Raw genomic sequence first — 10,958 nt, 5'->3', positions numbered from 1 at the left:
TCACTAGAATGCAAATGTCAGATTGCGATGCGCCTGTTAGGGCGCGGCAGGTAAGAGAGCCTTATAGGCGCATATGAAAAACCCCCGGCTATGCCGGGGGATACTTATTTGTTTTTATGAAGAATTTAAACATAATATTTTTATAATACGTAATTAATAATCGTTATTGACCCTAATTATTTGTTATATATATATACAGCAAGTGTTATAGTAGTTATATGTCTACATAAATATATTCTATATGGTTATAAGCGAATAACTATTAGCAATATAGAGCTGATATAAACTACAAAAAAACATTCGTATATAAATTACAATTTAGGGACAGTGCTGATATGAAACTACAGCAATTACGTTATATCGTTGAAGTGGTTAATCACAACCTGAATGTCTCTTCTACGGCGGAAGGATTGTATACCTCTCAACCAGGGATCAGCAAACAAGTAAGGATGCTTGAAGATGAGCTGGGTATTCAAATATTTGCGCGCAGTGGAAAACATCTGACACACGTTACACCGGCTGGTGAGGAAATCGTCCGTATTTCACGTGAAGTTCTGTCAAAAATTGATTCGATTCGCTCAGTTGCCAGTGAACACACTTACCCTGATCGTGGGTCTTTATATATTGCGACGACACACACACAGGCAAGGTATGCATTACCGCCTGTTATTAAAGGTTTTATTGAGCGTTATCCTAATGTTTCCCTTCATATGCATCAGGGCTCACCAACTCAAATTGCAGAAGAGGTCTGTAAGGGGAACAGTGATTTTGCAATCGCCACTGAAGCGCTTCACCTTTATAGTGATCTTATCATGTTGCCTTGCTACCACTGGAATCGTTCGGTTGTTGTCACCAAAGATCACCCATTGGCGACAAAGCAAAATGTAACCATTGAAGAGCTGGCAGAATACCCGATTGTGACCTACACCTTTGGTTTTACAGGGCGTTCTGAGCTGGATGTTGCTTTTGACCGTGCGGGGCTTAAACCTAAAATTGTGTTCACTGCGACGGATGCCGATGTGATTAAGACATATGTCCGTCTGGGACTGGGAATAGGAGTTATTGCCAGTATGGCGGTAGAGCCGGTTCAGGACAGTGATCTGGTTCGAATCGACATGCGTGATAAGTTCAGTTACAGCACAACTAAGATTGGTTTCCGTCGTAGCAGCTTCCTGCGTAGTTACATGTACGATTTCATCTGGCGTTTTGCTCCACATTTAACCCGTAATGTTGTGGATCAGGCGGTTGCCTTGCGATCTAATGAAGAAATTGAAGAAATGTTCAAGGATATTGAATTACCGATTATATAAAATGGTATATACACTTCGTCTTTCAAGTTGCCTCTTTGTTGGCTGTGCCCGTTCACCCCAGTCACATAGTTATCTATGCTCCTGGGGATTCTCTCCCTTGCCGCCGCGACGCATCTTGAAATCCACATTGTGTATAAGCGCAGTACGGGTTCAGAGAAAAGCAGAGGAAAATAGCCACGGCTATTTTCCTCTGCTTTTCTGTATCTCATGAATAAAAACAAGCAATAAACAATCTTTATAGAGTTAAAAGACTGTTTAATTATTCTCCGGTTCCGACATTCGCACTTTCATATAATTAGCGAGTTCTTTATTATCTGGTATTTTACTTTCCTTCAAAGAGGAAAAAACGCCTCTTTGATCACCCTGATTTTTATGTTGTCCCAGTTTTTCTTTTGCATCTATTTTTGTGATGATGATTTTAAATCCGACAATTGCCTGACGTTGTTTATTGAGATATTCCTCTGGCATTAACTCCGTGTTGTTCATTAGCCCCGGCTCATATTTATTAACTAAATCTTCTAAAGCTGATTGAGTTTCATTGCCATTTAAAAATTTTGTGACACCGTAACAGTGAACAGCAGTGTAATTCCAGGTGGGTACAGCGTGTTCAGATTCATACCACGTAGGTGATATATAGGCATGAGGGCCGGTAAAAACTGCCAGAACAGGCTGATTTTCTAATTCTTTCCAGTGTGGGTTGGCCTTAGATATATGGCCGTATAGCGTACCATATTCTCCTTCATCGGGATTCAGGACTAAGGGAAGATGTGTTCCGGTCAAAGAGGGAGAAACCAGCAATCCAAAGCTATAAGTAGAAATAAACTTAGTAATATCTTCTCTGTCCTGCATTTGCATTTTGTGAGGCGTATACATGTCTATCACTCCGATAACAATAAATTTAACTGGTTTCAGAATAACGCTGACATAATAATATAACAATCATATATGAATATATTATTCAAACCAAAATTTATAACTTTCTGTTTTTAAAATTCACCACTAAAAAAGTTATCTGATTTTTCTATTGATGCTCGTTTGTTTTTAAGAAGAAAACTTTCAAAAGCCGATTTTATTTCTGGATCTTCCAATGCCTGATAATCAAATAATGACACGCAGGAAGAGTAATTAAATTCAACATTGATAGTTTCATTGGAAGCGCAATTTGATGTAACTTCTGAATTTGTTCTGTCAAAATCCAGCTTAAAAAGCTTTATTTTGGGAATATATATGACTTGATTATCATTACCGACTGCCTCAATGATGCTTGCCAGTGTGATTGTTGAATAACGATCATCATTTTTTTTCAGCCCGAGTCTGATAGCATCCCCCTGTTTTTGCAGAAACTGTGAAAAGCTCTTCATGCCCGGAGAGTTAGTATTCACAACGAAAATAAAAACTGAGATATCATGAAGTCCCAACTGGTATCACAATAGCTGAATAATCTAAGTCTTATCAAGTTCATCAGTATCATGCGATATCAATTGGTATATTGACATATCATCAAAAACCGGACAACTTACAGGACAACGAATTAACAGGAGTCCTGTCATGTCATTAACAGAAGTAAAGGTAAGGAACGCAAAACCAAAAGATAAGCCATATAACCTATCAGATGGGAGAGGGCTATATCTTGAGGTTAGGCCATCTGGTGCCAAATTTTGGCGGTATAGATTTTGGTTAACTCCAACTAAAGATGGAAGATACACTATTGGTGAGTATCCATATGTTACCCTAGCCAAAGCAAGGGAAGAAGCAGAGTGGGCTAGAGGTGTTGCCAAGGAAGGAATAAACCCAACAGATAAAAGAAAAAGGGAAATGGAGGATAAGGAAAAAGAAAAAGAGAACACATTCAAAGCAATATCAGAAGAATGGCTATTAAGAAAAGAAAAAACTATCGGTGAATGGACAATCTACAAGTACAGAAGAGCATTGATAAGAAATTGTTATCCTGCATTTGGTGACAAGCCTATAAAAGATGTAACATCATCTGACATATTAAAGGTGATGAAATCACTGGAAAGTGCGGGCTCTCCGTCAGTATCAATAAGAGTTAGGTTCTTGTGCGCGTCAGTATTCAAATACGCAATATCAAATCTAAAAACTGACTATGATCCATCACAACCACTATCTGGCGCAATAATAAAGCCAAAGACAAATCACTCAAGGTGCCTATCAAGGGAAGAGATAAAACTGTACTTCGATAGGCTGAACAGCTCAAATTCATCTTTTATAGTTAAATCATTCCTTAGAATATTGCCATTTGTTTTTGTTAGACAATCTGAGCTTAGATTTTCATCATGGGGTGAATTTGATTTTGATAATAAGATATGGGTAATAGGTGGAGAAAAGATGAAAATGGGCAGGAACCATTCAGTTCCGTTATCATGCCATGTAATTTCTTTGCTTAATGACATAAAGCTAAATTCAAAAGAAAACAGGGATAGCCTAATTTTTAGCGTAAACGGCACAAAAGAAATAAGCTCTGTAACCCCAAATAATGCAATAGAGAAGATGGGGTTTAAGCGCGGGGAGATCACGTGTCATGATTTTAGAGCCACTGCATCAACAATGCTATATGAGATGGGATTCAGAAGAGAGGTGATAGAGAAGCAGCTATCTCACTCAGAACGAAATAAAACGATAGCTGCATATAATCACGCTGAATACATGGCAGAGAGGAGGGAGATGATGAATATATGGGAAAAAACCTTGCTTGATATAATTAATAGCTAGCCCTTGATAGAGAGTTGATGTATTCCGATATATCACTCTCTTTCCATTTAGATGTCCTGCCATCCTTAAGAGGTTTAGGTATCTGCCCAGACCCAATCTTTCTGTATAGCGTTGGCTTACTTATAGAAATTGTTTCACATACTTGTTTTGTGCTTAGTAGTTTTTCCATTTTTACCCTCATTTATCTTTATTGTTTATTTGAATGAATTTAATATAATTTAGGCAATCCATTGCTGTCTTCCTTTTTGTGTTCTTTAATTAATTAGTCATTGACAATCCCTTGCAACCTTCCTCCTTGCGTTCTCGAATTCGTTAGTCATCGGTGATGGTGATGTTCACCTCTGACTCAGGAAAGCTAATCGACAGTAATCCTTCTACAACGAGATCTGTGACAAAATCTGCTAATATTTCATCTGGTACTTCTCTACCGGGATTAGTAATTTTCTCTGCTGTAGTTCTGGGGATAGATATTGCTATTTTTGGTGATTGCATTCTATTTTCCTTATTTCGTTATTACCTATATTGAATAGGTATTCTTTATCAATAGTGGTTATTGATTTTCGAGGGGTAATGAAAGGTCGCCAAATTAAAAACATGGAACCTTTTGTATTTGAATTTCTCTTTCTTTGTTCTACGGGTATAAATTGGACTCTTCCACCCGTTATTAACCTGACCTCATCAACCGTTTCCAATGCCAACTTAAACCAGCCCACAGAGGTATCGGACGGAACTAACATCACGACGGGCTGTAATTGTTTTTGGCATTCGATAGCGGCTTTCTCTACCCACGGCCTAATATGGGAGTAAGGCGGGTTACACCAGATAGCACCGTGACTCACCCAGTCAGACTCCAATGCATTATCTCGTTCCGTGAGATAATGTGCGCACAGTGAGTTTTGAGCAGATGCTGCTACATCAAGAGTAAATTTAAATTCGAGGTCGAGTGCTTTAAATAACGGGAGGGGAGTTTGCCATAAATCTTTAAATTCCTTCGGAGTACTACTACCTCCAAAATCTGCCATATTATTTCTCGTTATTTGTTTGGGTTACGTATCTTATAAACTGAGTTTTGGGTTTTAATATATCCGTCTGATTTGTAAGTTTCAGAATTTTGCACTAATGAAGTTCTTATCTGAGTTCCATCTTTAAATCGGTTGCAGTTATCGTTAAATATCTTTCCAACTGCCATCGTTTTATCATTGCCAATATGAACGAAATCAGTTAATTCTATTTCGGCGGTGAATTGAAGTATCTCTTTGGATTCCATTGGCGCATTTCTCACTGCTTCAATGTTAGGCATTTCTGAGCGAATGATTTCCAGTGCTTTGGTTGTGCTTATTTCATTTTCCATACGTTTATTAACCCAACAATCTAAATCATCTGAATTACTTTTTGCCTCAGATAATAAATCTTCCTCAGTCCAATCAAAAAGGCCTTCCATCCAAGCTATAGCCTGCTCTTTATCTCCTTTTTCTAACAAGCAGAGTGCGGCTGCATTTGCTAGTAAAAGTCTCTCTATTATCCAAGAATTAGATAGCTCCATTGCTGCTTTAACTTGCAAAGTTTCTATTTCCCGCGCCAATTCAATTACATCATTTTTCATTATTATTCTCTCCTGATTCTTCTATTATATAATAATTATCGGCTCCGCATTTTGGACAAGTTTGGATAAATGCAAAATCTGGAAATTCAGGATCTGAAATTGGAACTCTATCGTTTTCATAATGAACATGCTTGCATTTACGTTTAGCGCATACTATTTTGTCATTTCTCACCTAAACCTCCTACATATACTCTCTGCTTTCTTACATATATCAGTATCAAACCAGCCGAAGTGACAGGTGTAAAAACTGATGTCTAATTGAATTGCTATACATGCAATCTCCTCAATGCTTCTTTCACAGCATTTAAACGAGAATCCATCCTTTTGTATTTTGGACTATCAGTGTTTAGCGCGGGAGCAAGATATCCAATGAGATACCCGTTATCAGCCTTGAGAACAAAATCAGATAACGAGCAGCCCATCGCAGGCCAGAATGCAGACCATGAGTTACCATATTCAGAGATTGTTATCCGGCCCATCTTATTACCGTAATCTTCCAGATAAACATGAATAGGATCATGACGTGGTACATCCGTGATCTGTATTTTAGCGACATCCGATGTTTCGATATGCATAATAATCCTCCTGCGGTATAGCAGCGTAGTGATAGGGTTGGGTTAAAATAGAGCTAGCTGGCATTCACACATCACACTTTGCATTGCGGCGTGAATGTATTGTTTTTGCGATGGCATACGGGCTGCCAGCTCATCCCGGCTATCATCAGAAAACATTTGGATGATGCCGTCGAATGAGTTCTTACCCCGGTACATAACAAGGTCAGTTCCGTTACGATTTTCCATTTTTCGCACTTCATTTGAGGCCAAAATATCCAAAAACTGACGGGCTAATTCCGGTTCATCTTTGGCAGCCAGCGCAATTTTCTGAATGCTCTTCTTAATGCAAAAACAGCAGTTACCAAGATGCTCTGGTATCTGTAAATCGAAAGGCTGACGGCTCCACCAGTCAATAATGTCGAACTTATCAATATCAGAAATATCCGCCAGATAGCTGGTGCGTTCCTTGCGTTTTATCCGCTTGGGTTCATCTGCCCGAATACCAATCCATGTGTGATACGCTTTCTTTCCAATGTGCTCATCGCAGTATTTTTTGAATGGCCCTAACTTCATCCGGTCAGTGCAGAACTCGCCGCCAACATAGGGTGTGCCATACTTCTTCAGCATGGCTTTCCACGGTTTGAGGTCATTCGTGATTTCATACAGCCCCAGAATTTCATAGCTGTTGCCTTTGCCCAGTTCTGGATTAATCACAACCCGCAGGCAGACTAAATCAATTTTCCAATGCTGAACCAAGTCACGAATGAACTCGTATGTTTTGGGATGTTCAGCGCCTGTATCCATAAACACATAGCGAACATCCTCACCTTGCTTGCGGCGCTGTTCCATCAGATATACGAGATAAGCCGATGTCCTGCCGCCAGAGAAACTGACAACATTGATCATGGTGGTATCCTAAGTTGGGGGGAGAGTTGTTTTGGTTAAATCACGTAGATAGTATGGTTGGGGTATTGCTTGCCGATGGAGGCGAACGGCACGTCATCGTCAAAATCCATTGGTGGTGCTGATTGTGGCTGTTGTGGTTTCCCCCATCCCTGAGATTGTTGTTGCTGTCTTGGGTGCTGCTGTGGTGACTGCTGGCTTTCCTGTCTGGCTCCTAGCATCTGCATTGTTCCACCGATATTTACCACCACCTCAGTGGAATAGCGATCTTGCCCTTGTTGGTCTTGCCACTTCCGTGTTTGTAGTTGGCCTTCAATATAAATCTGACTGCCTTTTTTCAGATATTCACCGGCAATTTCGGCGAGTTTCCCGAATATCACAACCCTGTGCCATTCCGTTTTTTCTTTCATCTCTCCGGATTGTTTATCCCGCCATGTTTCAGAGGTGGCTAGTGTGATGTTAGCTACTGCGCCACCATTGGGTATATAGCGAACCTCTGGATCTTGACCTAAGTTGCCTATCAAAATAACCTTGTTAACGCCTTTACTAGCCATTGGCTGCTGCCTTATCGATGATCATCGACTTAATCTTTCCGTATCCCTGTTTTAAAATATCGCTATTCATGCCTTCAATGGCTGTCCAACTCCTTGTGGCAAAGATATCTTCCATTAAATTAAGTCGTTGAGCTTTTGCTTCTGAACCGTTGCCATCCAATCCCAGTTTTACAAATATTCCTTTTATCTCTTCGCACATGATTTCTCTTTGGCGTTTTTCATACTGAAAACCATCATCTGTGATTTCGTTGGCAAACAGTATTGCGCTATCGTGCTGCTCCATCGAATCAAAGTGCTTGCCGCCAATGTTAAGAAAGTCAAAGTGTGGCGCGAATGTCTGGAACGTCGGAAAATCAAACTCCTGTCCATTAAGCCTGTCAGTGCGATCCTTTTCGACTAATGCCCGGTTGATAATGCGGCCATTTTCCCGGTGCTTTATCATTTCAATTAGTAACGAAGGCTCGTAGCCCATTTCTTTCTCTGTTGCCATCTTTGTACCGTTGGTGATGAGTTCCATCTTTCCTGTCTCGTCATTTTTCTGGTACTCGTAAATAGAACCTGCGCGACCACACACTATGGCGTGAATCTTTGATGAGAGAAACAAGTCGGTGAATTCAGCCCACTTAGCTTTGATGGGTTTCCAGTGATGGAACTCAAGCTGATAAACAGGCTTAGCTCGTGAGTTTCTTTCCTGACGTTGCTTATTAAGTTGCTTTAAATAGCTATCCTGACAGTCTTTCCATACATGGGTGATTGAATCCGCAATAATAATCGAACATTCCTGCTCAGCTTCACGCCAAAATCCCATTAAGTCCTTGATTGCCCGGCTCTCGTCATAAACCAGAAATTCAATCCCAGCAGCCTCAAAGAATGGGATGATGTAAGTTGCTGCTGGCTCTGTATCAAACATTGCAACGGGTTTCTTTAGGTTGTACGTCTTCCATAATCCGACCGCAATTTCTGTTGCTGTTCTGGTCTTTCCTGATCCTGCGTCACCGTATATTCCAATTTTTGCAAAAGCCTGTTTGCGTTCAGCCTTTCTCAAGTAGCGTTTCATGCTGCCTCCCGTCTCTTAATTTCCAATAAACTTAAGTCGTACAAAAAGTTATTGAGGTGCTCAACAGCATCGCTATTCTTTTCGAGCAGCGAACCAAAAATCTCTATCATTTTTGGAGATAAAACAGACTCAACCTCTTCTGGCAGACTGCTATACAAGTCATAAGTCTTTTCTCCTTGTTCTTCCTCTATCATTTCCTGATAGGCAGCATCCTCTTCTGCTTTGTTCCATGCCTGATCCCAATTAGCATAAGTGTTGTAACCGAAATTTCTCATAGTGGGAGCCTTTCAAATTTGGCTGTTCGTTGTTTGCTCCGTGCCATCAACAATCTGAACTTAATTTCATTAACCAGATCATCAAGTTCTGATTCAGTTAATTCGTTCTCTTGAGCAATTCGCGCTATTTGTTCCATGCCGTGGCGTTTTTTAACTGCAAATCTTGTGAGACGCATGTGTTATTTCTCCATTGTGATTAAACGGGAATAAATACAGTTAATGAGATGAGAAAGAGAGTAATTCGGCGCTTCCATGTGCACCTGTTCCTGATAGCTTGTGGTTTTGCGGGAACGACCGCGCTTCCATCGTGCATGTTATTACGCATGTAAAAACCCCTCGTTAGTAAAAACGATTAATAAGATCCCTGGTGTTGGATTTATTTTTGAGGCTAGCGAATTAATTCAGGCAATAAAAAGCCTCACGAATGCGAGGCTGGTGTTTGTAATTAGGTTATTTAACTGATTATGATGATAAAGATATTCCAACTCCCATAACTATAAAATAAATAGCTATCATGGCTGGTAATAATATTATCGGCCATAAGAAAAATATCGCACATATTGAGTATGCGATTCTGGCTCTCTTGCTAGTTTTTTTTCTATATACCATAAAAGCAAAAAATATTCCTATTGGAACGGTGATATACCAGTACTTCCAACCAAATGCAGCGTAAACAAATATACCAATGAGCAATGTTCCCATAGTTCCCTCATGAATCTCATTGTCGAATCCATGAATATATCAGAGTCACTCACCACAGCCCACTCGGAAATGAGCTGGAGTTAGTTAACAAGCACTTTTATATATTTCCCGCAATGCGCTAACAAAACCGTCTTTACTGCGTGCTTTTATTGCGATGCCTAATCTCTTTTTAGCTTCAAATTTGGCGCTCTTTAAACTCCACCCATAAACATCAACCAATTCGACTATTTCCAGTATAGCTTCACACATATTCACGCCCTCGCAGTAATCCCGCCTGACTCCAACCAACGGCGGGATTTGGTTTTGGTTGAAACTGGTTTTTTATTTACTACGGTGATTAGGCTGCTGGGCATGTTAGCAGTGCCAGGCTCTTGTTTGGTAGCACTAGGTTTCGACTCATTATTTTTCCAAAAGTATTTTTTTCGGTATTTCCGAGCCTGATTAAGAGCATCATCAATGGCACTTTCCAGTTTATCGAAATTCCCGTACTTGTAATTTTCGTACATAAAACCTCTCCCGTTAATTGGCTTTGATGCTATGGCGATTCATACCTCAAAGCCAACTGCACTTTGAACCACACTCTCGCAGTGGTCGCGCTCATGCCCTTGAGACCGTAGTCAGGGGTATCTCCGCGAATCCCTCACCTCTAACCGGTAGCTGATTGGCAGTCAGCTTGGAGTACCGGCACGCCTTCTTCCTCATTAACCCTCACCAGCGCGTGTTGCAGTGCGTACCTGCATCTGGCTCTCTTCATCGAGAGATTCGGGGCTGCTTCATAACAGCAGCTTCAAGTTAAACTTCGCGGTCTATCCGCTTTGCTAAACCATGATTGGTTCTCCTATTGGTTTATTTTGCGCTTGCAAACTTCCTACTGCCAGTGTTGCCCGTTCGCGCCCGTAATCACTCTCGTGCGGTGCTAACCATCCCACCGACCGGATCGCGTTCGGTGGTACATCGCATTTTTGCGTAGGGGTCTAAACAGTAGGTAGTGTGCTGTTCCGACTTTCCAAATTGTTAAAGAGCATACTGAGTTATCTTTCGGCTGTGTGCCTTGGATGGAATAAATTATTAACTAATGGTTAATTATAGTCAATAACTTATGGTTAATTAAATTAAGATTTAATCTTAACTAATTGAATTTTTAGTTAATAAATTTATTAACTGGTGAGGGAAGTGTGATTTACATCAAATAAATTAGAGGAGGGTGATAGAAAAAGCCGCATGGTTAGCGGCTATATATATGAGAAACGAAAGTGATTCTGAAGGG

General features: G+C 40.3%; 17 protein-coding genes. 2 read left to right on the top strand and 15 right to left on the bottom strand.

Translation table 11 applies throughout. The features are described from left to right. Positions 1 to 335: 335 nt before the first annotated feature. Positions 336 to 1,310, top strand: a complete 975-nt coding sequence (gene cysB / locus AACS90_RS10450) for an HTH-type transcriptional regulator CysB (RefSeq protein WP_099122609.1) — start codon at positions 336 to 338, stop codon at positions 1,308 to 1,310. A gap of 255 nt (positions 1,311 to 1,565) precedes the next feature. Here cysB and AACS90_RS10445 read toward each other — a convergent pair whose 3' ends face one another. Both AACS90_RS10445 and AACS90_RS10440 read right to left on the bottom strand, forming a co-directional pair. Further along, the gene (locus tag AACS90_RS10445; protein WP_099122608.1) at positions 1,566 to 2,183 is read right to left on the bottom strand and encodes an FMN-binding negative transcriptional regulator; all 618 of its coding nucleotides are present in this window, start codon (positions 2,181 to 2,183) and stop codon (positions 1,566 to 1,568) included. A 113-nt stretch (positions 2,184 to 2,296) separates the two neighbouring features. Beyond that, entirely contained in the window at positions 2,297 to 2,692 is a 396-nt protein-coding gene (locus AACS90_RS10440; protein ID WP_228863122.1) for a hypothetical protein, read from the bottom strand. A gap of 166 nt (positions 2,693 to 2,858) precedes the next feature. On the opposite strand from AACS90_RS10440, the gene AACS90_RS10435 reads away from it, so the two are divergent. Next, positions 2,859 to 4,043, top strand: coding sequence for a tyrosine-type recombinase/integrase (locus tag AACS90_RS10435; protein WP_099122607.1), 1,185 nt, complete (start codon positions 2,859 to 2,861; stop codon positions 4,041 to 4,043). Here the strand turns inward: AACS90_RS10435 and AACS90_RS23320 are convergent. From AACS90_RS23320 to AACS90_RS10375, 13 genes are all read right to left on the bottom strand, one after another. Beyond that, the gene (locus AACS90_RS23320) at positions 4,033 to 4,212 is read right to left on the bottom strand and encodes a helix-turn-helix transcriptional regulator (RefSeq protein ID WP_193757236.1); all 180 of its coding nucleotides are present in this window, start codon (positions 4,210 to 4,212) and stop codon (positions 4,033 to 4,035) included. The two genes, AACS90_RS10435 and AACS90_RS23320, sit on opposite strands and share 11 nt — an antisense overlap. A gap of 143 nt (positions 4,213 to 4,355) precedes the next feature. Next, positions 4,356 to 4,535, bottom strand: coding sequence for a hypothetical protein (locus AACS90_RS10430; protein WP_099122605.1), 180 nt, complete (start codon positions 4,533 to 4,535; stop codon positions 4,356 to 4,358). Continuing rightward, on the bottom strand, positions 4,517 to 5,065 hold the full coding sequence (locus AACS90_RS10425) for a phage N-6-adenine-methyltransferase (RefSeq protein WP_099122604.1): 549 nt from the start codon (positions 5,063 to 5,065) through the stop codon (positions 4,517 to 4,519). The genes AACS90_RS10430 and AACS90_RS10425 overlap by 19 nt, the downstream gene beginning before the upstream one ends. Positions 5,066 to 5,076: 11 nt before the next feature. Continuing rightward, entirely contained in the window at positions 5,077 to 5,646 is a 570-nt protein-coding gene (locus tag AACS90_RS10420) for a hypothetical protein (RefSeq protein WP_099122603.1), read from the bottom strand. Next, complete coding sequence (locus AACS90_RS10415; RefSeq protein WP_099122602.1) at positions 5,636 to 5,818, bottom strand: hypothetical protein; 183 nt, start codon at positions 5,816 to 5,818, stop codon at positions 5,636 to 5,638. Before AACS90_RS10415 ends, AACS90_RS10420 begins: the two co-directional genes overlap by 11 nt. Positions 5,819 to 5,912: 94 nt before the next feature. After that, positions 5,913 to 6,221 (bottom strand): hypothetical protein, encoded by a 309-nt coding sequence (locus AACS90_RS10410; protein WP_099122601.1) that lies wholly within the window; start codon positions 6,219 to 6,221, stop codon positions 5,913 to 5,915. Between the two features lie 42 nt (positions 6,222 to 6,263). Further along, positions 6,264 to 7,106, bottom strand: coding sequence for a phosphoadenosine phosphosulfate reductase domain-containing protein (locus AACS90_RS10405; protein WP_099122600.1), 843 nt, complete (start codon positions 7,104 to 7,106; stop codon positions 6,264 to 6,266). 35 nt (positions 7,107 to 7,141) lie between these two features. Next, positions 7,142 to 7,657: a single-stranded DNA-binding protein gene (locus tag AACS90_RS10400; RefSeq protein WP_099122599.1), complete on the bottom strand. Its 516-nt coding sequence runs from the start codon at positions 7,655 to 7,657 to the stop codon at positions 7,142 to 7,144. Then, a complete protein-coding gene (locus tag AACS90_RS10395) occupies positions 7,650 to 8,714 on the bottom strand; it encodes an AAA family ATPase (protein WP_099122598.1) in 1,065 nt (354 codons plus the stop codon). The genes AACS90_RS10400 and AACS90_RS10395 overlap by 8 nt, the downstream gene beginning before the upstream one ends. Beyond that, positions 8,711 to 8,989 (bottom strand): hypothetical protein, encoded by a 279-nt coding sequence (locus AACS90_RS10390; RefSeq protein WP_099122597.1) that lies wholly within the window; start codon positions 8,987 to 8,989, stop codon positions 8,711 to 8,713. The genes AACS90_RS10395 and AACS90_RS10390 overlap by 4 nt, the downstream gene beginning before the upstream one ends. Continuing rightward, positions 8,986 to 9,165, bottom strand: a complete 180-nt coding sequence (locus AACS90_RS10385; protein WP_099122596.1) for a hypothetical protein — start codon at positions 9,163 to 9,165, stop codon at positions 8,986 to 8,988. Before AACS90_RS10385 ends, AACS90_RS10390 begins: the two co-directional genes overlap by 4 nt. Before the next feature lie 610 nt (positions 9,166 to 9,775). Further along, entirely contained in the window at positions 9,776 to 9,940 is a 165-nt protein-coding gene (locus AACS90_RS10380; RefSeq protein ID WP_193757235.1) for a hypothetical protein, read from the bottom strand. Between the two features lie 2 nt (positions 9,941 to 9,942). Continuing rightward, a complete protein-coding gene (locus AACS90_RS10375; protein WP_099122594.1) occupies positions 9,943 to 10,197 on the bottom strand; it encodes a hypothetical protein in 255 nt (84 codons plus the stop codon). Positions 10,198 to 10,958: the final 761 nt, after the last annotated feature.

It is taken from the genome of Xenorhabdus sp. KK7.4 (assembly GCF_963876465.1).
Taxonomy (GTDB): Bacteria; Pseudomonadota; Gammaproteobacteria; order Enterobacterales; family Enterobacteriaceae; genus Xenorhabdus; species Xenorhabdus stockiae.
The sequence above is the reverse complement of the archived record's forward strand: the minus strand, read 5'-3'. Positions and strand labels throughout refer to the sequence as shown.

Bases quoted from the DNA above. Each gene is read 5' to 3' on its own strand.
- AACS90_RS10430 (WP_099122605.1), bottom strand. From the start codon at position 4,535: ATGCAATCACCAAAAATAGCAATATCTATCCCCAGAACTACAGCAGAG.
- AACS90_RS10390 (WP_099122597.1), bottom strand. From the start codon at position 8,989: ATGAGAAATTTCGGTTACAACACTTATGCTAATTGGGATCAGGCATGG.
- AACS90_RS10425 (WP_099122604.1), bottom strand. From the start codon at position 5,065: ATGGCAGATTTTGGAGGTAGTAGTACTCCGAAGGAATTTAAAGATTTA.
- AACS90_RS10435 (WP_099122607.1), top strand. From the start codon at position 2,859: ATGTCATTAACAGAAGTAAAGGTAAGGAACGCAAAACCAAAAGATAAG.
- cysB (WP_099122609.1), top strand. From the start codon at position 336: ATGAAACTACAGCAATTACGTTATATCGTTGAAGTGGTTAATCACAAC.
- AACS90_RS10380 (WP_193757235.1), bottom strand. From the start codon at position 9,940: ATGTGTGAAGCTATACTGGAAATAGTCGAATTGGTTGATGTTTATGGG.
- AACS90_RS10405 (WP_099122600.1), bottom strand. From the start codon at position 7,106: ATGATCAATGTTGTCAGTTTCTCTGGCGGCAGGACATCGGCTTATCTC.
- AACS90_RS10395 (WP_099122598.1), bottom strand. From the start codon at position 8,714: ATGAAACGCTACTTGAGAAAGGCTGAACGCAAACAGGCTTTTGCAAAA.
- AACS90_RS10445 (WP_099122608.1), bottom strand. From the start codon at position 2,183: ATGTATACGCCTCACAAAATGCAAATGCAGGACAGAGAAGATATTACT.
- AACS90_RS23320 (WP_193757236.1), bottom strand. From the start codon at position 4,212: ATGGAAAAACTACTAAGCACAAAACAAGTATGTGAAACAATTTCTATA.
- AACS90_RS10400 (WP_099122599.1), bottom strand. From the start codon at position 7,657: ATGGCTAGTAAAGGCGTTAACAAGGTTATTTTGATAGGCAACTTAGGT.
- AACS90_RS10410 (WP_099122601.1), bottom strand. From the start codon at position 6,221: ATGCATATCGAAACATCGGATGTCGCTAAAATACAGATCACGGATGTA.
- AACS90_RS10375 (WP_099122594.1), bottom strand. From the start codon at position 10,197: ATGTACGAAAATTACAAGTACGGGAATTTCGATAAACTGGAAAGTGCC.
- AACS90_RS10385 (WP_099122596.1), bottom strand. From the start codon at position 9,165: ATGCGTCTCACAAGATTTGCAGTTAAAAAACGCCACGGCATGGAACAA.
- AACS90_RS10420 (WP_099122603.1), bottom strand. From the start codon at position 5,646: ATGAAAAATGATGTAATTGAATTGGCGCGGGAAATAGAAACTTTGCAA.